Source organism: Cohaesibacter gelatinilyticus, from assembly GCF_900215605.1.
Taxonomy (GTDB): domain Bacteria; phylum Pseudomonadota; class Alphaproteobacteria; order Rhizobiales; family Cohaesibacteraceae; genus Cohaesibacter; species Cohaesibacter gelatinilyticus.
Map to the genome: position 1 here is coordinate 1,144,752 of NZ_OBEL01000001.1, position 21,941 is coordinate 1,166,692.

The window sequence follows — 21,941 nt, forward strand, 5'->3', positions numbered from 1 at the left end:
GTGGGCTGTCTGGTGAAAGGGTGTGATAACTTGCGAAAATGCAAATATTCCATATTCTGACATTCCAGCCCACAAGATTAGTATCCGTTATGACAATGTCTTTCTCTTCTTCGCGCTCAGCTTTTGCTCGCACTCCAAGCACCAGATGGGGCATTCCCCATACGCTTTTCATGTTGCTCACAGCTATCTTTCTGATTGCATCTGTAGATACCATCAGAGCAGAAGCTGCCCAGCCTTTGGTGAGTGCAAAATGGCTGAGTGAAAATCTTGATGCATCATCTATACGAATTCTCGATCTTCAATCACCTCAAGGCTATGCCCGTGCTCATATCAAGGGAGCGGTCAATACCAGCTACGCGCAGTGGCGGCGGACAGATGCGAATGGGTTGCCCAAGATGCTGCCGGACCTGGATTATTTGCAGAGCTTGATTGGGACGTTAGGCATTGAACAAGGCACCCACGTCATTCTCGCTCCTATTGGGATCAGTGCCAGCGAAGTTGCGGTTGCAACGCGTGTCTATTGGACATTCAAGACATTGGGGCATGACAAAGTTTCCATACTGAATGGTGGTCTGATCGCCTATAGCAAATTGTCCGATGCCAAGTTTGTGACAGAGCCAACCACAGTCTCGCCGACAACCTATAATGCCAGCCTGAACAAGGATATGGCTCCAAACGGTGATGAGGTGAACTTTGCCTGGAAACAGGGCGTTGTGATGGTCGATAGCCGGAGTGAGGATGAGTATCTGGGAAAGGTAGCAGGTCCGGGACAGCGGGCAGGGACCATCCCCGATTCACGTTTCATGCCGTTTGATCGCTTGCTCGAGAAAGATGGACAATCTTTCCGTTTTCCGGAAGTGAGCGAACTTAAGTCCATTTATGAAAAGCACAAGGTTCCGACCTCAGGCCGTCAAATTTCCTTCTGTCATACTGGCCACAGAACGTCGCTCACATGGTTTGTCAGCCATGAGCTGTTGGGCAACAAAGATGCCAAACTTTATGATGCATCCATGGCCGAGTGGGCCAAACGTCAGGATTTGCCCATAGCAAAGCCTAAATAGGCTTATTTCTCAGATGAGTCCGGTTCGGGTTCCAACTCGGGCCGGACATCGTCATGACGTCGTCTCGGGGTGACCCTGTGCAAGGTTTCAGCTCCCGCAAACTCACCCATCTGCATCTGCAGCTTCAAACGCTCCTGATCACGATGACGGACATCGCTCTCGATAAGATTGATCCGATCTGTTGGTATGCCCAAATGATCCAGTGCTTCGCGGCCGAAAGTGATGCCACTCTCAAATGTCTCACGAATATGGAAATCAACTTCACGCAAAGTGAGCTCCATAGCGTGAGCGCGATCCGTTGCACGGCAAAAAATGGAAGATTTGGGGAAGGCCTCCTTGATCAGATCAATCGCCCGAGCCATAACCTGCTCATTCTCGATGCAAAGCGCAATCAGAATAGCCTGATCCGCACCAGCAGCACGTAGCACATCTTCGCGAGTCGCGTCGCCATAATAGACAGGTAGACCATATTTGCGTGCTGTTGCAATGCGGTTGGCATTGTTGTCAATGGCTACGATGTTCAGGCCTTCGGACATCAGCATTTGTGAGGCGATCATGCCAAACCGGCCATAGCCGACAATCAGAACATGGGGTTTGCTTTCGTCAAAAGTTTCAATGATGTGATCGCTCTTGTCAGATTCCTTGTCATTCACCCTGAGAGCGATGAAGTCATGAATCTTACCAACGATGGGCGTCAATACCATGGTCAAGATCACGATGGCGGAGAGGATGGTATTCGTCTGACCAGCGGCAATGCCTGCACTTGCGGCAGAAGCAAATAACACGAAGGCAAATTCGCCTGCTTGTGGCAATGAGACGGCAATGCGAATGGCATCTGGGTTGCTTGAACCTGTAAGACGAGCAAGCGTGAACAAGATCAAACCTTTGATGCCCATGACAACCACCACGCCCGCCAGAATGGTCCATAAAAACTCGATGGTGACAGGTAGATCAAGCGTCATGCCCACTGTCATGAAGAAGAGACCCATGAGGAGCGAACGGAACGGATAAATATCGGCTTCCAATGTGTGGCGAAAACTGGATTCCGCTAGCATGATGCCAGCCAGAAATGCTCCCAACGCCATGGAGAGGCCTGCAGAATGCATAATGGCTGCACTGCCCAGTGCGACGAGTAGGGCGGCGGCCAACATGATTTCACGCGCTCGGGTGCCTGCAAGAAACAGGAACATTGGCGAGAGCAGATAGCGTCCAGTGCCGATTACACCGGCAACTGCCAATATCGTGATACCAATTTGCATCAGGATCTCTTCCATTCCAGCTGAACTGGAACGGGGCGCGAGCAAGGTAACCATCGCCAGCAAAGGCACGATAGCGATATCCTGCATAAGCAGGATTCCAAAGGCCCGCTGTCCGTATTTAGCGGAAAAGTGCCCTCGGTCCTTTAGGATTTGAACAGCAAAAGCAGTGGATGACAATGCCATTCCAAAGCCGCCAATAAGGGAGAGTTCGAGTGAGAAATCCAACAGATACATGAGGCTGGCCAGAGCAAGGCCTGTGAGCAGGATCTGACTGCTTCCAAGTCCGAATATGTCTGCTTTCATGCGCCAGAGCCGATTGGGTTTTAGTTCCAGCCCCAAAACAAAGAGCAGCAGGACCACACCCAATTCCGCAACTGGCAAGATTGCTTCGGCAGATTCTACTACCTCCAAGCCAAACGGACCGATCAATATTCCTGCACCCAAATATCCTATGATGGAACCGAGGCCCAATTTTTTGGCAACGGGGACCGCAACAACGGCGGCGGACAAATAGACGATGGCTTCATAGAAAAATGGCGGGGAGGATGCTGCTGCCATGTAGGTTAAGAGCCTTTTGCTGAATGACGATTCTCGACCATTATTATACAGACCCTATGTCAGAATGATATCGTCAGATACGGTCAGGAAAACCAATCCTCAGATAAAGGAAAGGGCACCGAAGTGCCCTTGTTGTGCCAAGCCTTTATCTAAAATGGTCGACTATTTGATTTAGCGCCTTCTGGCTGTGCGCTTGCGGCGTTTCTTCTTGCCGCAGCCCCATCGCCAGTCACGGCGTTTGGCGCTGTCCAGATGCACAAAGCTGGAGCGACAATAAACCCCGACGCCACCAATACCCTTGATTGTGCGCGCATATTTGGCCAACGCGTGCTTGGAGACACCTGGCACTCGAATATCTGCGGCGCGACAATACATATGTTGGGAGTTTCTCGCTCCACGAACGCGACGGTTATGAGATTTGGACCGATAACCAGAGGTTACGATAACTTTCTTGCCATAGTGGCGTTCAACTTGCTTGAGAATTTTCACGATCTCAGGCTTTAGGCAAGAAAGCTTCACACGTCCGTGTGCGCGCTTGAACCCGTGTTTGCCGGTGATCAGTTTGGCACCTTGTTTGGTGCGGCCTTCAGCATAGGCCGTCATGCTTCGATCTGACAGATCAATATGGGTACTTACCGAGCTGGTCACGCCCAGTTTGGATTGCTGACCGGTCGTTTTGCAGGCCGCAAGAAGTCCCAGAGCGCCGAGGATGGCGCAAATGCGAATAAGTCGTTTCATATACCATGCAGGCACAAGTGGCCTGTCCCATTCAGTGTGGGCCGTTGGCAATTGGGCTGTTCTTTTGGAAAGTGTGGGGCGCAAATTCTATTTGTCGCGTCATGCTCGCGTGTTTGCTGAACCCTATGGTGATTTTACGTTTCTTACGTCATCTAATCCGTTCTAACGTCTTAATCAGTCTAACCTTAATTTGCGGACCTCATTCCGCGCCGATTGCGCAAACTAAGGGAAATTTGGGCGTTTTTATGACACTTATCTGACAGGAGCAAGAAAATAATAGTAACAACTACGTATGAGAGTAAATGTCAGGATAACAATCGATTTCTGCGACGCCGGGTACGGGCACCAAGAAGGCCGGACAGAACACAGGTGTTCCAACCGGCCCGAATGCTTTTGGATGTCTATATATTGGTAAACAAGAGCAGTACGTTTCTGATTACCAATGGCCAATGTTACCCATAGAAAGCCAGGGTTCCTGTGGTTCTTTTGCTTCTCCCTTCTGAAGCAACTCAATGGAAATTCCATCCGGGGATCGAACAAATGCCATGCGACCGTCACGAGGAGGGCGGTTTATGATAACATCTTGATCCATAAGATTTTTACATAATTCGTAAATGTCATCTACTTCATATGCAAGATGACCAAAATTTCGTCCCTCACCATATTGTTCAGGATCCCAGTTATGAGTGAGTTCAAGACAGTTTTCAGTGCTTCCGTCAGCGGAGAGAAAAATCAAAGTGAAACGCCCTTGAGGATAATCGTTCCGCTTGACCTCGACCAGTCCCAACTTGTTACAATAAAAGTCCAGTGAGGCCTCCAGATCCGAGACACGCACCATAGTGTGTAGATATTTCATTGATTGGAACTCCTGTTGAAATGTGAACGAAAGTATAGGGTACGGGTGATGGATTTCAAATCACGGCAGCAGATTTTGTTGGAAGCGATCAATGCGGCTTCAAACATTATTGTCTTTACCGGTGCGGGGATCAGTACGGAAAGCGGTGTACCAGATTATCGATCACCAGGTGGTCTTTGGCACAAGTTTGAACCAATCATGTATGAGGATTTTGTATCGAGTGAAGAGACGCGGCGAGAAGACTGGCGTCGACGTTTCATTCTCAATGACGAGTTCAAAAAGGCTGAACCAAATAATGGGCATCTGGCAATTGTCGAGTTACAGAAGCAGAATCGGCTCTTGCGTGTCATCACGCAAAATGTCGATGGGCTTCATCAGCGCTCCGGCCTGTCCGACGACAATGTAATAGAGCTGCACGGCAACTGTACCTACGCCACCTGCCTGACCTGCGCCAAGCCCTATTCATTCGAGAAGTGTCATGAAAAGATCGAGACAACAGATCAAAGTCCCTTATGTGATGAATGTGGTGGCTTGCTTAAGGCCGCCGTCATCAATTTTGGGCAGGCAATGCCATTGGATGCTATGATGCAGGCAGAGGATGATGCCAGAGCTTGTGATCTATTTATCGTTTTGGGATCGTCTCTTCAGGTTTATCCGGCAGCAGCCTTGCCACAAATCGCCAAACGTAATGGCGCGAAGCTTTTCATCATCAATCGTGACCCGACGCCATTGGATCATTTGGCAGACTTTGTGCTCAATGCGGAATTGGGCAGAAGCTTGCACCCTTTGATTATTTGAAATGCCATCCATGAACGCGACCCGGTAAATTGGACGCTTCCGTTCATTCGAAAATATCCAAAGGTTAAAAAAAAATGAATGACGAAGCTCTTCTCAATGGTATGCTTGATTGAGAATCAAACCAATTTTTGAGTCGGTTGATTGATGTAGGCGGAACATTGAGGCGAGGCTATGGGGGTCAAATTCACACAAGATAGTGATCTTGATCAAAGCAAACTGAGGGACGACCCAGCTGTAGATGTGATGCAGGTTGCAGGTCAGATCAAATGGTTTGATGTCGCGAAAGGCTTCGGCTTCATCGTACCCGATATTGATATTCCAGACATTCTGCTACATGTAACATGTTTGCGTCGCGATGGTTATCGTACGGCCTATGAGGGCGCACGCGTTATCTGTGAAGTGCTGAAGGGACCAAAAGGCCTTCAAGCTCTGCGAATACTATCCATGGATGAGAGTACCGCTATTCATCCTTCACAGCTTCCACCTGCCAATACCCATGTGCAAGTACAGCCAACCAGCGAGTTGGAAAGAGCTTGGGTGAAATGGTTCAATCGCCAAAAAGGGTTTGGGTTCCTGACCCAAGGTGAGGGAACCGAAGATATATTCATCCATATGGAGACATTGCGTCTCTATGGCATTACAGAATTGCGTCCTCAGCAAGAAGTGCAGGTGCGCTATGGTCCTGGGCCAAAGGGTAAAATGGCCACGGAAATTCGCCCGGCGACTGGCGGCTTCATTCCATCCTCCCATTGACTTGAAGAGAAGCAAAAGCCGTCCCGGGCGAAACGATAAATCTGTATACAAGCATCAGGCCGCAAATGCGGCCTTTTTCTTGACCAATCTGACTGATGTAGTAAGGGTTCTGCGGATTTCACAACCAGTTCGACAGCTTCCCTATTCTCCTGACGCTTACTTGATTTGAAAATGACCATGACCCAAGAATTATCCGTAACACGCAGTCTGTGCGTTGGCTCCCTGACAAAGTTGACAGCCATTCTGTCCTTGGCTTTGACGTTGGCTTGGGTCAGCGGTTCTGATCGGGTCAATGCGCAGGAACTGACATCACAAAGCGTCAAAGATCGATCAGAGCGCACCTATACCCCCTTGATCATTGCAAAGCAGGATAATGACATCACGTTTCAGGTTGAAGTGGCCGATAATGACAATACACGCGCTCTGGGACTGATGTTCCGCACCAAGATGCTGGAAAATGAAGGTATGATTTTCGACTTTGGCGAAAGTCGCCCGGTCTATATGTGGATGCAGAACACCTATATATCGTTGGATATGCTGTTCATCAACGAGCTGGGGCGGGTGCACCATATCGTGGAATCAACAACCCCTCTATCGCGCTCTCTGATCGGGTCTGGTGGGTCTGTGCGCTATGTGCTGGAAGTCAAAGCAGGAACGGTGAAACGGCATCAGTTGAAAAAAGGTGATCAGGTTCAACACCAATTGTTCACATCCAATTGATAAAATTTGCCAAAAGGGGAAGATAGGACTTGCTCGCTACCAGGCGGATTGGTATTCAAACGCCATTCTGAATGGGTATCGGAGCGTAGCGCAGCCTGGTAGCGCACCTGATTTGGGATCAGGGGGTCGGAGGTTCGAATCCTCTCGCTCCGACCATTCGATGAAAAATGGCCAGTCCATATATGAAGATCATATAAGAGGACCAGATTGAGCCAAGGAGTGCCATGATGAAAGCACGTATTTTCAGACCGTCCAAAAATGCAATGCAGTCCGGTTGGGCCAAAACCCATCGCTGGGTTCTGAAATTTGAGCAGCTCTCTTCCAGAACGGTAGAGCCTCTCATGGGTTACACTTCTACTGGCGATACCCGTCAACAACTCAATCTCTCCTTTGATAGCAAAGAAGATGCGGTGGCCTATGCCAAGCGCAACAACATCGAATATCAGGTAATTGTGCCAAAAGAGCGCAAGCGCCGTATCGTGGCATATTCCGATAATTTTGCCACCAATCGCCTAGAAGGGAACTGGACGCACTAAGGCGCTTCCCAATGGTTGATTACAATATTTGAATGAGGCGGGGCCGTATTGGTCACGCCTTTTTTGTTGTCTGAGCTCTTATAACGTTAAATCCATTGGGTGGATCGAGTGTTGACACGAGTGCCATGCCTTGGAGCTGAGAATCGGATATAGTCATCAGAATATCTATCCGTTCATAATGATACGTGGTTTTGCCAGGCAAAAGATGCGTGATTGATGCTGAGAGATGATTGATGAGTGAAATGAGTGCAGCAGACTCTGGCGCGATCAATGATGCGCGCGATGAGGGGTCCGAAAATATCCCTGCGATCGGCCTCTATACCCGGGTCGAACTGCTGAACAAGGAAAAGCATGGCAAGCTGTGCATGAAGCCTATGGAAAGCATGGCCTTTGCCTCCAAGATGAATTCCATTGTCGTGACTGTATCCGAATTCTCATCTGCTGCGAGGGATTATCCGATTGTTTTCGCAGAAGCCAATGACAAGATCATGCCCTATGCGGTAACAGGCTATAAGCAGAATGAAAACGTCTATGTCGATGAAAACGGTCATTGGAGACCCAATCACTACATTCCCGCATTCTTGCGGCGCTATCCGTTCATCTTTATGGAAAATTCGGAGAGCAACTCCCTGTCATTATGTATTGATCTGGATTGCCCGTTGCTTAGTGAGCAGGATGGTGAACCTCTTTATGAAGGCGACAAACCCTCGCATCTGATTGAAAAGGCAGTTGAGTTTTCAAAGGCATTCCATGCGGAGGCCGAAAAGACGGCTCAATTCTGTAATCATATGAAAGAACTGGACCTTTTCATGATTCAGAATGCCAAGTTCAAAACCCCGGATGAGAAGGGAGCAGAGGAAACAGTGGTTGCCGGTTTTATGGTGATTGATGAGAAACGGCTTGAGGCTCTTTCAGATGAGGAATTTCTCAAATTACGAAAAACCAAGGCTCTGGGACTGATCTATAGTCATCTCTTGTCCATGCGCAGCTGGGCGAACGTAATGAATTGAGTTTCTATCGACTTGAGAGTTGGTGTAAGCAAAATCAGCTTCATGTATCTTCGAAATTTCACCATCTTTTCTACCTATGTCAAAGCAGCAGGAAGCGGACAACGAGTGCAGTTACACAAAAGCAGTTGAACCTTGAAAATCAAAAGGGTAAGCCTCTAGCAAATGAATGGAAGGCCAACAACCGCTCTGTCTGATGATGTTGCGATATAGGATTCTTCCGCGCTGAAGCGTTCAGCGTAAAGATGATCAAGCGAGACGACTAGATGCAAACAAAACATCCCTTCTCACCACGGCCGCCCGTGCAAGAGGAAGATTGGATTGCTTCCCTGAGCGATGCGATACAAGAGGGCCTTTTGAGACTCTGCACGTCACGATTGAAAGCCTTTGCTGCTCTTATGCTATTTGCGCTTGTTTGCTTCCTGCCGGGCTTTAATTCCATTCCGCCAGTTGATCGTGACGAAGCGCGCTTTGCCCAAGCCTCCAAACAAATGATCGAAACCGGCGACTATGTCGATATTCGGTTCCAGGAAGGTACGCGCTACAAAAAGCCCGTGGGTATATACTGGATGCAAGCGGGTAGTGCGCAGGCAACCGGTATGGGAGCCGAGGCACCTATCTGGGCCTATCGAATTCCTTCATTGATCGGAGCCTTGATCGCGGTAGGGTTCACATTCCTGATTGGTATGCGTATGGCTTCCGTCAGGGTAGGGTTCCTAGCTGGTCTTGGAATGGCCGCCTGTATTTTGCTGGGTGTCGAAGCCCGTTTGGCCAAGACCGATGCCATGCTTTTAGCAAGTATTATGGCTGTACAATGGCTGATCTGGGAACTCTATGATCACCAGAATGGTTTGACGCCCAAACAGGCCATCATCTTCTGGTTGGCCTTGGCTGTAGGGGTTCTGGTCAAAGGCCCGATCATTCTGATGGTTGCAGGATTGACCATTGCTGGCCTTTCCATTCAGGAACGTTCCGTTCGCTGGTTGAGTGGCGCTCATTACAAATGGGGCGTACCTGCATTCTTCTTGCTTATCATGCCATGGTTTATCGCTATTGGGATCCATACCGATTGGAGCTTTTATATCGATTCCATTGGAAAGGATATGTTGGCTAAAGTGGCAACGGGCAAGGAGTCCCATGGCGCACCTCCGGGTACTTATCTAGGGGTGAGCCTTGCGACCTTCTGGCCGGTCTCCATTTTCTTCATCTTGGCGTTGCCCTGGGTTTGGGCGGAGAGAAAACGCAAGGCTGTGCGGTTTGCTCTCACATGGATCATACCGACTTGGATCATTTTCGAGTTGGTACCAACGAAACTGCCTCACTATATCTTGCCAGTGCTTCCTGCGATGGCGGTTTTGACAATCCATGCCATGGAATGCCGAGCAACAGAGTTTTCTGCTCTTTGGGCGAGGCTCTTTGCATTGCTGGTGCCATTAGTGGCAATTGTTTTAGGGGTTGGTGCACCAATCGGTCTAATCGTGTTGGAAGGCACCGTGCTTCCCGCTTCGCTTGGCCTTGGACTGGTGGCTGCTGCTTTGGCTGTTCTCTCCTATTCCGTTCTGAGAAAAGGTCGAGTAATCGCGGCTTTCGTGCTCGCGTGTCTGATTACACCGATTTTGTATCTGAATGTCCACGGTGCCATCTTCCCGGCATTTAAATCGGTTTGGCTATCGAGTGCTCTGGTGGAAGAGGCTAACAGGGTCAAAAGTTGTGAAACTGTTGAACTGGCGTCTATCGGATATACGGAACCCAGCCTGGTTTTCTTGGGTGGTACTGATCTGAAGTTTCTGAATGCCGAAAGGGGAGCGCATTTCATTACGGAAGCTGGTTGTCGAGTTGCCCTGGTAGAACGGCGACAGAATACTGCTTTCATGGAAGCACTGGGTGAGAAAGCCAATCTCATTCAGAAATCTAGTACGATTGAGGGGTACAAGCTCAATGGCGGCAAATGGCAATCCTTCGGCCTCTATCAACTCAAACTGAATTAGCTCTCTCGGCCAGTCCGTGTCGCTACAACTGAAAATACCAATGACCCAAACATCAATCAAAGAGCATATGATCGCTGGCTGGAAGCGTTTGTCAGGGCAGGGCAGGGCCTTCTGGGCGCTCTTCAAGCAACGTCGCGTTATCATCAAACAGCAGAGTGACAAGCCAGTTATCAATCATCCAAACTGGCAATTGCTGGCGGTGGTGACGGTCAGTCTGATCCTGATGGGCTTCCTCTTCCTCGATCAGGCGGCAGGTGTCTGGAAGAGCACGGTTCCCCCTGTCACGCACAAGCTCTTCCGACTCTATACTGATCTCGGAAAGTCTGAAGTGGTGCTTATCCCGGCAGCTCTGGCCATTCTGGCTCTGGGTGTGTTGAATTGGAAGGCCTTACGCGTAGCACAACAAGCAGCATTGATGCGTGTGCAGATGTTAGGTCTTTTTCTATTTGTGGCGATTGCCGGATCAGGTCTGACCAATAATCTGCTTAAAATCATGATCGGTCGGGCACGGCCACGCCATTTCGATGAACTGGGTCCGATGACCTTCGACCCGCCGGGTCTATCTTCAAGTTTTCAAGGATTCCCATCTGGGCATTCAGCCACAGCAGGTGCATTGGCCATCATTCTGATTCTGCTTATTCCTCGTCTGAAATGGACATGGATCGGGTTGACAGCATGGATTGCGATTTCCCGCGTTGTGGTTGGGTCACATTATCCTGCTGATATCGTAGCTGGTTTTGCCTATGGAGCCGCCTTCACCTGGCTTCTAGCCGCCTGGATGGCTAGGCATCGGCTATATTTCAGGGTCATCGATGGATCAATTGACGTCCCCAATCAATTGCGCCTTTCAGCGACATCCCTGTATAAATCCCTTTCCTTGCTGAGACAAAAGGCCTATGACAAGGCCTCAAACAAGAGTGCACAAGGCGAAGACTAATTCCGCCTTGCTGTCTGCGATCGTCGGCAAGGTTCGAAACCGGGCATAGGAAGAAAGACAGGCTAATGTCGGATCAACTGGAAGTGAGTGTGGTCATCCCTTGCAAGAATGAGCGGGACAATCTCAGTTTTCTGATCGATGAGGTGGGGGAAGCGCTGAAAGAGCGCAGTTTTGAACTGATCGTCGTCGATGACGGATCAGACGATGGTACGGATCTTTTGCTGAAAGACTTTGCCCAAACCCGTCCTTGGCTGCGTCATCTGCGACATGAAAAATCTTGCGGACAATCCAACGCTGTAAGAACCGGCCTGCTATATGCCAAGGGTGAGTTCATTGCGACCCTCGATGGTGATGGCCAGAATGATCCGGCTTTCTTCCCGGAAATGATTGACAAGATAAAAGCAGCTGGCCCCCAATGTGCTCTTGCTGCTGGGCAGCGCATGAAGCGCAAGGATGGTGCACTCAAGATGCTATCCTCACGCATTGCTAATGGTGTTCGGCAGGCTATGTTGAGAGACAACACGCGTGATTCTGGGTGCGGTCTGAAAGTCGTTCGTCGCGATGTTTTTCTAATGCTCCCCTTCTTTGAAAGCTGGCATCGTTTTCTGCCAGCTCTCGTCGTGCGTGAAGGACTGGGCGTTGTGCATATTGATGTCGTGGATCGAGGGCGCAGCCATGGGACCTCGAAATATGGTATCTTTGATCGACTATGGGTCGGAATCCCGGATTTGTTTGGTGTTCTATGGCTTCGCAAGCGCCGCATGAAAATTCCGGTGATATCGGAGATCTCTCTTCACAGTTCAGATAGTTAGATCTGCTTGGATGACCAACGCAACGCGTCAAAATCAAAGCGGGTTCTTTGAAACCATCCGCCCCTATGTCAAAGGCCTGATCATGATCATGTCTCTGGTGGCGATAGGCTACGGCTTCAAGGCTGCCGGCATTGGTGACATGCTTGATGAACAATGGGTGGACGCTCAGGTCAAAGGTCAGGGCATGAACGGATATCTGCTGTTCGTGGGAATGACTTGCGTTTTGGCTGCAGTTGGTTTTCCTCGTCAGGCAATTTCTTTTTTGGGTGGCTATGCATTTGGTTTTGTTGGTGGAACACTGCTGGCGGTTCTAGCTACGACATGCGGGTGTATTTTGGCATTTCTATATGCTCGCATCATGGGACGAAGCATTGTACAGCGGAATTTCGGCAAGCGCGTTGCCCGCTTTGAAAGAGTGCTGGCCAACAGCCCTTTCGTAACGACCTTGCTGATTCGATTCTTGCCTGTCGGCAGCAATCTCATGACCAATCTGATAGCCGGGGTAACGCACGTTCGTGCAATTCCATTTGTCTTGGGATCAGCAGTTGGTTACGTGCCACAGACCGCAATCTTTGCGCTCATGGGCAGTGGTGTGCAGGTTGACCAAACCTCACAAATCGCAGTTGGCGTGATTTTGTTTGTGATATCTGGTGTGATGGGCGCCTATCTTTACCGTCGCATTCAGCTGGGGCAGGATTTGCAAAAAACCTCACAGGATCCAAAACAACAGCGCGAGGAAGATGAGATCATGAGGGATATCATCTGAATGCAGGTATCATTCCTTGGATATGTACGACAATCTGAGGAACGTTACCATTCGATAATAAAAAGGCGGCCCGAGGTCGCCTTTTCCGATTTTTCAGTTGGAAATTATCTAGAGCATATTCCCGAAAAGTGTATGTGGTTCTCGGACAAGAATATGCATGGAAACAATGTTTTAGCTCTTCAGTGCCCCAAAGGCCTGTTCCAGATCAGCAATCAGATCCTTGGGATCCTCCAATCCAATATGGAAACGAACCAGTTGTCCGGGTTCATCCCACTTGGTCGCCGTGCGGTATTTGCGAGGATCGGCATAGATTGCAAGGCTTTCATAGCCACCCCAGCTATAACCAAGTCCAAAGAGTTCCAGATTATCCAGCATGGCGCAGGCTTGTGCTTTGGTACAATCTTTCAGAATAACGCCCAAAAGACCGCAAGCACCGGAGAAATCGCGTTTCCAGATTTCATGCCCTGGATCACTCTCCAGAGCTGGATAAAGAACACGATCTACCTCTGGACGGGTTTCCAGCCAACTGGCAATTTCCATGGCATTCTTTTCGTGTTGTGCCAGACGAACACCCATAGTGCGCAGGCCGCGCAAAGCAAGATATACGTCTCCTGGGCCAACATGATACCCCATGGCGCCATGAACAGCATGCAGTCGTGGCCAGGCCCGCTCATTCGCAGAAACGGTGCCTAGCATCACATCAGAGTGTCCCACGATATATTTGGTGCCCGCCTGAATGGTGATGTCGGCACCATTTTCAAATGAGTTGAAGAAAAGAGGAGTACCCCAGGTATTGTCAACCAAGACAATGGCATCTTTTGCGTGGGCAATCTTGGCAATCGCGGGAATATCTTGCATTTCGAATGTCTGAGAGCCGGGAGCCTCGGTAAAAACGGCAACGGTGTTATCTTTGAAAAGAGAGCCGATTTCATTGCCGATCAAAGGATCGTAATAACTGACCTCAACACCCATTGGCTCCAATACGGTCGTACAGAAATGACGGGTCGGTTCATACACGCTGTCGGTTATCAGAACATGATCACCAGCTTTACAAGCGCTCAATAGTGCCAGAGAGCAGGCGGCCAAACCGGATGGTGTTAGAACGCTTCCTGCAGCCCCTTCCAGATCAGTCAGAGCTTCGGTCAGTGCGTTGGTGGTAGGGGTGCCGCGACGACCATATCCATAGGGTGCTTTTCCGGAAAACATGACCTCGGTCGATTCGAAAACAACCGTTGAAGCATGAATAACTGGAGGGTTAACAAAGCCATGATTGGATGCCGGATCGCGTCCGGTTAATACCAAACGAGTGTCAGAGCGATAGGACTTTGTAGATTTATCATTTTTATTCATCATGAATCTGCTTTTTCGCTGTTTGAATCTCGAAGAAATTCAGAATTATTGTTGCTAATTTCATCGCAAACGACAGGATATTTTGTATTTATCCACCTTTTGAGGACGTTTATTGTGCTTTTGCTGCATTTTCGTGGATAGAACTACACTTTGCCCCTTGACCAAAGTCGAATAATTTTCTTCGATGGGAGAGTCAATTGCTAAACGGCAAGAGTGACCAACCTAATAAAAAAATGGACGAGGGGGACAGATATATGAAAATTTGCATCCCTCAGCTGTTGTTGTTTGGCTTAGCAATCTAATTCAATTGGGCAATAGATCTAAAGGCTGCAAAATGAAAAAAGTTCTCCTTTCTGTGCTTCTCAGCTCCGCTATGGGTTTCGCTGCAACATCTGCACAGGCCGCGACTCTCGATGACGTCAAAGCCAAGGGCAATGTTACCTGTGGTGTGAGCCAGGGCCTGCCAGGATTCTCCAATCCAGATGATCAGGGCAATTGGTCCGGTCTGGATGTGGATTTCTGTAATGCAGTAGCTGCTGCCGTATTCGGTGATGCTTCCAAGGCAAAATTCGCTCCTCTTTCTGCAAAAGAGCGTTTCACCGCTCTGCAGTCCGGCGAGATTGACATTCTGCCACGTAACACCACTTGGACCATGACCCGTGATACCAAGCTCGGCTTGAACTTCGCTGGTGTAAACTATTATGATGGTCAGGGCTTCATGGTACGTAAGTCCTTGGGCGTAAGCTCTGCTCTTGAGCTGTCTGGCGCATCTGTCTGCACCAACACCGGCACCACCACCGAGCTGAACGTGACTGATTACTTCCGCACCAACAACATGGAGCTGGAACTGGTTCAGTTCGAAAAAGCTGACGAAGTGGTACAGGCTTATGATGGCGGTCGTTGTGACGTATACACCACCGATGCTTCCGGTTTGTATGCTCAGCGTCTGAAACTGACCAATGCTGATGAGCATATGGTTCTGCCAGAAATCATCTCCAAAGAGCCTCTTGGCCCAGTTGTTCGTCAGGGTGACGATCAGTGGTTCAACATCAACAAGTGGGTTCTGTTTGCGATGGTCAATGCTGAAGAGCTCGGCATCACCCAGGCAAACGCTGATGAGATGAAAGATTCCAAAAACCCATCTATCCGTCGTCTGCTGGGCACCGAGGGTACCTTTGGTGAAGCAATCGGCCTGTCTAATGATTGGGCTTACAACGTGATCAAGGCCGTTGGTAACTACGGCGAAAGCTTCGATCGTAACGTTGGTCCGGACACTCCACTGGGCATTGCGCGTGGCGTGAATGATCTGTGGTCTAAAGGTGGCCTGATGTACGCTCCACCAATCCGCTAATTAGCGATTGAAGACGCCCCGGCAGGACAATAGTGTCTGCCGGGGTTTTTTGTAAGCAATATCAGTTAGTTAAAATAGAATAAATCCGACCAGGAAACGATATTGCTTCTTTTCTTTGGCTGGCCGGCACCCTTTACCGGTCAGACAGCCGCGAGGAGATTATGGCTGCTAATTCTCAAGCGACCAAAGGCGCCCCTTCCGAAAAAGGATCGGTTTTCAACGATCCGAAGGTGAGAGGGATTGTCTATCAGGTGGCCCTGGTGGCAGGGCTTGCCTATTTAGTTTGGTCAATCATTCAAAACGCCGCTCGAAATCTGGAAAAGCAAAATATTGCATCCGGTTTCGGTTTTATGGATGGAACCGCAGGTTTCGCCCCCAACCAGTCTCTCATTGATGTGACTGCCGCATCTACCTATGGGGAGATCTTTCTGGCAGGATTGCTCAACACGTTGTTGATGGCCGTGATCGGTATCTTTTTTGCAACGTTGGTTGGCTTTGTCATGGGTATCGCCCGCCTTTCGAAAAACTGGGTGATTTCCAAAATTGCGACCGTTTACATCGAAATTGTCCGCAACGTACCTCTATTGTTGCAGATCTTTTTTTGGTATTTCGCGGTTCTGCGGGCTTTGCCACAACCCAAGCAATCGCTGGTATTCATGTCAGATTTCTATCTGAACAATCGTGGTTTCTTTATGCCAAAGCCAATATTCGGAGATGGATCCGAATTGATTGGTTACGCTGCAGTTGCGGCAGTGGTCGGAGTATTTGCTCTCGCGAAATGGGCGAAGAAACGACAAATGGATACTGGCAAGCGCTTTCCCGTGTTTTGGACCTGTCTTGCACTCCTTATTGGCTTGCCTTTGCTGGCTTATCTTGTTTCCGGTATGCCGGTTACATTTGAACAACCAGTCAAAACCAAGTTTAGCCTTAAAGGGGGCATGAAGGTCATTCCGGAATTTGTTGGCCTGCTGTTAGCTCTGACCATCTATACAGGTGCCTTCATCGCAGAGATTGTTCGTGCTGGTATCCTCGCAGTCAGCCATGGTCAAACTGAGGCCGCAAATGCATTGGGCCTGCGCAATGGACCAACTTTGCGGTTGGTGATTATCCCGCAAGCCATGCGCGTGATTATTCCACCTTTGACATCCCAATATCTCAACCTGACCAAAAATTCCTCGTTGGCTGTGGCAATTGCCTATCCGGATATTGTATCCGCTGGCGGTACCATTCTGAACCAGACAGGTCAGGCAATTGAAGTGATTGGCATCTGGATGATTGTCTATCTGTCGATCTCGTTGCTGATTTCCATGTTCATGAACTGGTACAACCGGTCCATTGCTTTGGTAGAGAGGTAAGGGATGACATGTCTGAAAAATCAGTAGCATATGTTCGGACCGAGATGGCACCGGAACTTCCGGCTCCAGACAATACGCACGGTCCAATCGCATGGATGAAGCATAATCTGTTTTCATCCATTCCCAATACCATTCTTACACTGATTGGTATTTACCTGATCTATTGGCTGTCCTGGCCGTTGCTCAAGTTCTCATTCTATGATGTTGCTTGGACTGGGGATGGTCGTGAAGCTTGTACAGATAAAACGGGCGCTTGCTGGGCCTACGTAAGGGCGTATTTCAGCCAGTTCGTTTATGGTCGCTATCCGGTGTCGGAATATTGGCGTGTTGATATCGTCTTTGCCGTCGGTGCCTTGGGTCTGATCCCGGCACTTATTCCATCGGCTCCGTACAAGCGTTTCAATATTCTGTTCATGCTGATTGCTTATCCGGTGATGACGTTCATTCTGTTATCTGGTGGTAATCTTGCATTTGAAGACTACCTGCTGGAATATGGTATCCTGTTTGCGATTATTGTAGCGCTGGGTGTCGGAATTTCAGTCGCAACCAAATCCGACCCCAAACCGGTCGCGCTGACCTTGGGCGGGATTGGCATTGCGATTGCCATCATTTGCGGTGTCATGTCTTTTGACTTTGGTCTCGCACATGTCGAAACAGATAGATGGGGTGGCTTCCTTGTAACCTTGGTGATTGCCGTAACCGGTATTGCTGCTTCCTTGCCTTTAGGGATCGCATTGGCATTGGGACGTCGTTCCAACATGCCAATCATCCGTGTGGTTTCGGTGATCTTCATCGAATTCTGGCGTGGCGTACCGCTCATCACAGTGCTCTTCATGTCCTCTGTGGTGCTACCGCTCTTCTTGCCGGAAGGTGTGACCTTCGATAAATTGCTCCGTGCTTTGATCGGTGTTGCGCTCTTCTCAGCTGCCTATATGGCGGAAGTGGTACGTGGCGGTTTGCAGGCCATTCCAAAAGGCCAGTATGAAGGTGCATCTGCCCTTGGTCTGACCTATTGGCAGTCAACTGGCCTGATCATCATGCCACAGGCGTTGAAACTGGTGATTCCTGGCATCGTGAACACCTTCATAGGTCTGTTCAAGGATACCACGCTGGTTCTGATCATTGGTCTGTTTGATCTGCTTGGTCAGGTGCAGTTCTCCTTCACCGACTCCAAATGGGCGACGCCAAACACCTCTCATACGGGATATCTCTTTGCCGCAATTGTCTTTTGGATTTTCTGCTTTGGCATGTCCCGTTACTCAATTTTCATGGAAAACCGGCTGCACACCGGTCATAAAAGATAAGCTGCGAGGAAAAAACTATGACTGAGAATGCAGTAGACGCTTCTGAGCTTCACGCAGACCGTAACAAGATGCATATATCCGATACCGACGTGGCTATCGAGATCGACGGTATGAACAAGTGGTATGGCGATTTCCATGTGCTCAAGGACATCGATCTGAAAGTGATGCAGGGCGAGCGTATCGTGATCGCGGGGCCTTCCGGTTCCGGTAAGTCCACCATGATCCGCTGTATCAACCGTCTGGAAGAGCATCAGCAAGGTAAGATCGTCGTAGATGGCATCGAGCTGACCAACGATCTGAAGAAGATTGACGAGATCCGTCGCGAAGTAGGCATGGTGTTCCAGCACTTCAACCTCTTTCCGCATCTCACAATTCTGGAAAATCTCACACTGGCTCCAATTTGGGTGCGTAACATGCCCAAGAAAGAAGCTGAAGAGATTGCCATGCACTATCTGGAGCGGGTGAAGATCCCAGAGCAGGCCAACAAATTCCCTGGTCAGCTTTCCGGTGGTCAGCAGCAGCGTGTGGCTATCGCCCGTTCGCTCTGCATGAACCCGCGCATCATGTTGTTCGATGAGCCGACTTCAGCCCTTGACCCTGAAATGATCAAGGAAGTTCTGGATGTGATGGTTGGTCTGGCCGAAGAAGGCATGACCATGCTGTGCGTGACCCACGAAATGGGCTTTGCCCGTCAGGTTGCCAACCGCGTGATCTTCATGGATGCCGGTCAGATCGTTGAGCAGAATGATCCAGAGAACTTCTTCGACAATCCGCAGCATGAGCGGACCAAGTTGTTCCTGTCTCAGATTTTGCACTAAGTTTATCTTGTTCTGAAAATCGAAAAAGCCCGGATCATTCGATCCGGGCTTTTTCTTTGGTTCTGGCTCCCTATGATGGAGAGCTGTAAGCTGTTAGCATTGGAGCATGACCCTAGCGAGAAGCATGATTCTGCTAATGCCCGAACTGGAAGCAAAATTCTTCCGCGACCAGATCAATATACTCGCTCCGGATCTTCAAATCTTGTCTGCCAACAGCGACACTGAGCTTGAAAAGGCGGTCGCACACTCCCAGTATCCCTGCCATCTCTTCGGATTCATGACACCGGTCTATGTTCCATCCAGACATTTATCTCAGCTTGCAAAGGCCTATAATCTGCATCCTGGTCCACCATCCAGACCCGGATTTCGCCCGACCCATTTTGCAATTTTGGAAAGAGATAGGGAGTTTGGAGTTACGTTACACGAAATGGCACCTCAGATTGATGCAGGAACCATTGTAACGACACGATATTTTGGAATAGAGGACCTAGACACAATCCCGGCCCTCGAAGAGCGTGCTTATGTTGAGGCTCTCTCACTGGTGCAAGATTATCTTCCCGTCATTCTCGGAATGAAAGAACCCGCTCCTTATCTCGGCAAAGATTGGAGTGGGGCAAAAATGCGATCACAAGATCTCCAAGAGCTCGAAGTCAGGCAAAAAGAAAACCCGCCAAAATAATCGGCGGGTTGGGGGCATCATCTAGCTAGGAGTCGCTATCCAGCGGGCTGTCATCTTTAGCCCCCCATTCTGCCCATGCCCCGTCATAGAGCGAATGCTTGCGATGGCCGATGGTATCGAGTGCAAAGCTTAGAACCGCCGCGGTCGCGCCTGAACCACAAGAGGTGATAATCGGCTTATCAAGATCCACGCCAGCTTTCTCGAACCGGTCCTTGAGGTCTGAGACATCTTTCAAGCGGCCTTTATCATCCAACAAGTCCATAAAGGGCACACTATGGGAGCCAGGAATACGGCCGGAGCGGACATTCGGACGAGGTTCAGGAGCCAAACCTTTCCAGCGTTCGTGAGGGCGTGCATCAACGATCTGAATGCGCTCGTCATCCATCGCCTTCAGGACATCCTTGAAATCGCGAACCGCGCCGTGATCAAGCCGTGAGGAGAAATGGCGTGGGCGAGGAACAGGAGGAAGATCATCAACTGGTCGGTCTTCTTCTTTCCATTTCGGTAGACCGCCATCCAGAACATAAACATCCTGAACGCCCATGGTGCGGAATGTCCACCACACCCGTGCTGCAGAGAACAGACCCATGCCGTCATAAACGACAACGCGCTGGCCGTCACCAATGCCCAATTTACGCATGGCGGACGAGAATTGTACCGCAGATGGCAGCATATGGGGGAGGTCGGTGGTAAGATCTGCTACCTTGTCGATATCGAAGAAAATGGCACCCGGAATATGAGCTTCTTGGTATTCTGCGATCGGATCGCGTTCCATATGGGGCAGATACCAGGAACCGTCCACGACCACGACATCGGGACTATTCAGATGAGCCGCCAACCATTCTGTGCTTACCAGCCATTTTGTCCGTTCACCCATAAGCATTCCTCCCTGATCATACCTGTCATGTGGCGCGCAGCCACTTCTTCTTTTCATTGTGCAAATTGCCCCTTTGCTTGGCAAGCCAGATAAATGGGCAGATTGCAGAATCATATTTGCGACATGAAACAAGTATATGTCAGAGCGTCCTTCGTTGCCTATGGATAAGTGATTGGCACACAACAAAGAAATTGAACAAGACTGTATAAATTGTGGGTGCTGGGTGGGTTTGGTTTTTCTCGTAGCGTAAAATTTCGGCAATACAAGAGCCAGTCCCGCTTTTAGATGGGTGATGATTGGCATCATCATAGACGACCACTTGCTCGAAATTGAATGGACCAACATCGTCCAGACAGGCGACATTGATTCCAAACTCGCTGGGATTTGAGCGGCGCTGATGATGGGTATAGATCCCGCATTGTGAATAGAAATAATGTTTTCCGTCTTGGTACTAAATTGATAGAGGCTAAGTTTATCTTTTCCTGAAGTGAAGGTGATGTCATCCAGATTGGCGGAGACAGCTATAGCGCCTCGCCTTCGGCAAAGAGAGCACGTACAGAGCCGAGCTGACTCAGACCTTCATTTAACGAACTTTGAATTGCGCGTAGCCACAATGGCATTTGGCATAATGAATTGTCGCATCGCTGGTCAACGAAAAATCTCAGAAATAGAAGGAGGTCCAATTAGGTGTCGGAGCTTGCGGAAAAGCGGATGCGAATGCGCCTGTTCTGCTTGCCTTTATTCTCGATTTTGCTGACCTCAACCGCACCAATTTCAGCTGTTTGGCTAACATGGGTGCCACCACATGGCTGCAGATCAATGTCACCAATCTGAATAAGCCGAACGCGACCGGCTCCGCGCGGAGGCTGAACGGACATTGTCTTCACCATTTCAGGTTTTGCATCCAGCTCTTCATCGGTAATCCAGCTCTCGCTCACACCATGATCGGCCTCGATCATCTCGGAAAGCTTGGCTGTGATGTCGTCTTTGGTGAAATTGGGCTCTGGGATATTAAAATCAAGTCGGGCTTCATCTTGCCCAACCTGGCCGCCTGTCACGGGGTAGGGTAGTGCGACCGAAAGCAAATGTAAGGCAGTATGCAAGCGCATATGACGGTAGCGGCTGGACCAATCAAGATGGCAGACAATGGCGTCACTAACCTTCAAGCCGTCAGTATTTTGACCTTCTGCAGGGATATGCAGATTATCCCCGCTTTCGCGGTCTTTGCGGGTGGTGGCAATCTCAATTTTTCCGCCGTTGGGCAGTTCCAGAGAACCGCAATCGCCAGGTTGGCCACCACCTGTAGGGTAAAAGATCGAGCGATCCAGCAAGATGGCTCCATCCTCTCTGATCTCGGTGACCTTTGCATCGCATATGGTCAGATAGGAATCAGAGCGGAACAGAGCCTCACAAGTCAT

The 21,941-nt window shown here is 49.5% G+C and carries 21 protein-coding genes, 1 tRNA gene and 1 pseudogene; 16 read left to right on the forward strand and 7 right to left on the reverse strand.

Annotated features, from left to right (window positions below; all coding sequences use genetic code 11):
• Positions 1–89 precede the first annotated feature (89 nt).
• Complete coding sequence (locus CRO57_RS05095) at positions 90–1,061, forward strand: sulfurtransferase (RefSeq protein WP_170955952.1); 972 nt, start codon at positions 90–92, stop codon at positions 1,059–1,061.
• A 2-nt stretch (positions 1,062–1,063) separates the two neighbouring features.
• On the opposite strand, the gene CRO57_RS05100 is transcribed toward CRO57_RS05095, so the two are convergent.
• From CRO57_RS05100 to CRO57_RS05110, 3 genes are all read right to left on the reverse strand, one after another.
• Positions 1,064–2,878: a monovalent cation:proton antiporter-2 (CPA2) family protein gene (locus CRO57_RS05100; RefSeq protein WP_097152270.1), complete on the reverse strand. Its 1,815-nt coding sequence runs from the start codon at positions 2,876–2,878 to the stop codon at positions 1,064–1,066.
• Positions 2,879–3,049: 171 nt separating this feature from the next.
• Complete coding sequence (locus CRO57_RS05105) at positions 3,050–3,616, reverse strand: YcbK family protein (protein WP_097152271.1); 567 nt, start codon at positions 3,614–3,616, stop codon at positions 3,050–3,052.
• A gap of 436 nt (positions 3,617–4,052) precedes the next feature.
• Entirely contained in the window at positions 4,053–4,472 is a 420-nt protein-coding gene (locus CRO57_RS05110) for a VOC family protein (protein WP_097152272.1), read from the reverse strand.
• 48 nt (positions 4,473–4,520) lie between these two features.
• Between CRO57_RS05110 and CRO57_RS05115 the strand changes: the two genes are divergently transcribed.
• The 10 genes from CRO57_RS05115 (at position 4,521) to CRO57_RS05160 (ending at position 12,789) form a co-directional block, all read left to right on the forward strand.
• Complete coding sequence (locus tag CRO57_RS05115) at positions 4,521–5,270, forward strand: SIR2 family NAD-dependent protein deacylase (protein WP_097152273.1); 750 nt, start codon at positions 4,521–4,523, stop codon at positions 5,268–5,270.
• Between the two features lie 171 nt (positions 5,271–5,441).
• Positions 5,442–6,023, forward strand: coding sequence for a cold-shock protein (locus CRO57_RS05120; protein ID WP_097152274.1), 582 nt, complete (start codon positions 5,442–5,444; stop codon positions 6,021–6,023).
• Between the two features lie 177 nt (positions 6,024–6,200).
• Positions 6,201–6,743: a DUF192 domain-containing protein gene (locus tag CRO57_RS05125; RefSeq protein ID WP_170955953.1), complete on the forward strand. Its 543-nt coding sequence runs from the start codon at positions 6,201–6,203 to the stop codon at positions 6,741–6,743.
• A gap of 79 nt (positions 6,744–6,822) precedes the next feature.
• A tRNA-Pro gene (locus CRO57_RS05130) sits at positions 6,823–6,899 on the forward strand.
• Positions 6,900–6,970: 71 nt separating this feature from the next.
• A complete protein-coding gene (locus CRO57_RS05135; RefSeq protein ID WP_097152276.1) occupies positions 6,971–7,279 on the forward strand; it encodes an ETC complex I subunit in 309 nt (102 codons plus the stop codon).
• Between the two features lie 233 nt (positions 7,280–7,512).
• Positions 7,513–8,289 carry a SapC family protein gene (locus CRO57_RS05140; protein ID WP_097152277.1) on the forward strand — a complete coding sequence of 259 codons (777 nt, stop codon included), beginning with the start codon at positions 7,513–7,515 and terminating at the stop codon, positions 8,287–8,289.
• A gap of 263 nt (positions 8,290–8,552) precedes the next feature.
• The gene (locus CRO57_RS05145) at positions 8,553–10,274 is read left to right on the forward strand and encodes an ArnT family glycosyltransferase (protein ID WP_097152278.1); all 1,722 of its coding nucleotides are present in this window, start codon (positions 8,553–8,555) and stop codon (positions 10,272–10,274) included.
• A gap of 40 nt (positions 10,275–10,314) precedes the next feature.
• The gene (locus CRO57_RS05150; RefSeq protein ID WP_097152279.1) at positions 10,315–11,211 is read left to right on the forward strand and encodes a phosphatase PAP2 family protein; all 897 of its coding nucleotides are present in this window, start codon (positions 10,315–10,317) and stop codon (positions 11,209–11,211) included.
• Between the two features lie 65 nt (positions 11,212–11,276).
• Positions 11,277–12,023, forward strand: coding sequence for a glycosyltransferase family 2 protein (locus tag CRO57_RS05155; RefSeq protein WP_097152280.1), 747 nt, complete (start codon positions 11,277–11,279; stop codon positions 12,021–12,023).
• 10 nt (positions 12,024–12,033) lie between these two features.
• A complete protein-coding gene (locus tag CRO57_RS05160; protein ID WP_097152281.1) occupies positions 12,034–12,789 on the forward strand; it encodes a TVP38/TMEM64 family protein in 756 nt (251 codons plus the stop codon).
• 171 nt (positions 12,790–12,960) lie between these two features.
• On the opposite strand, the gene metC is transcribed toward CRO57_RS05160, so the two are convergent.
• Positions 12,961–14,142, reverse strand: coding sequence for a cystathionine beta-lyase (metC, locus tag CRO57_RS05165; RefSeq protein ID WP_097152282.1), 1,182 nt, complete (start codon positions 14,140–14,142; stop codon positions 12,961–12,963).
• A 331-nt stretch (positions 14,143–14,473) separates the two neighbouring features.
• On the opposite strand from metC, the gene CRO57_RS05170 reads away from it, so the two are divergent.
• From CRO57_RS05170 to CRO57_RS05190, 5 genes are all read left to right on the forward strand, one after another.
• Complete coding sequence (locus CRO57_RS05170) at positions 14,474–15,490, forward strand: amino acid ABC transporter substrate-binding protein (protein ID WP_097152283.1); 1,017 nt, start codon at positions 14,474–14,476, stop codon at positions 15,488–15,490.
• Between the two features lie 161 nt (positions 15,491–15,651).
• On the forward strand, positions 15,652–16,845 hold the full coding sequence (locus tag CRO57_RS05175) for an amino acid ABC transporter permease (RefSeq protein ID WP_097152284.1): 1,194 nt from the start codon (positions 15,652–15,654) through the stop codon (positions 16,843–16,845).
• Positions 16,846–16,853: 8 nt separating this feature from the next.
• Positions 16,854–18,149, forward strand: a complete 1,296-nt coding sequence (locus tag CRO57_RS05180) for an amino acid ABC transporter permease (RefSeq protein WP_097152285.1) — start codon at positions 16,854–16,856, stop codon at positions 18,147–18,149.
• Positions 18,150–18,166: 17 nt separating this feature from the next.
• Entirely contained in the window at positions 18,167–18,967 is an 801-nt protein-coding gene (locus CRO57_RS05185; protein WP_097152286.1) for an amino acid ABC transporter ATP-binding protein, read from the forward strand.
• Positions 18,968–19,091: 124 nt separating this feature from the next.
• Entirely contained in the window at positions 19,092–19,646 is a 555-nt protein-coding gene (locus tag CRO57_RS05190; protein ID WP_170955954.1) for a formyl transferase, read from the forward strand.
• A 25-nt stretch (positions 19,647–19,671) separates the two neighbouring features.
• On the opposite strand, the gene sseA is transcribed toward CRO57_RS05190, so the two are convergent.
• From sseA to CRO57_RS05205, 3 genes and pseudogenes are all read right to left on the reverse strand, one after another.
• On the reverse strand, positions 19,672–20,523 hold the full coding sequence (sseA, locus tag CRO57_RS05195; RefSeq protein WP_097152288.1) for a 3-mercaptopyruvate sulfurtransferase: 852 nt from the start codon (positions 20,521–20,523) through the stop codon (positions 19,672–19,674).
• A gap of 226 nt (positions 20,524–20,749) precedes the next feature.
• A pseudogene (locus CRO57_RS25080) lies at positions 20,750–21,175 on the reverse strand (GFA family protein); the annotation flags it as partial.
• A 31-nt stretch (positions 21,176–21,206) separates the two neighbouring features.
• Entirely contained in the window at positions 21,207–21,941 is a 735-nt protein-coding gene (locus CRO57_RS05205) for an alanyl-tRNA editing protein (RefSeq protein ID WP_097152289.1), read from the reverse strand.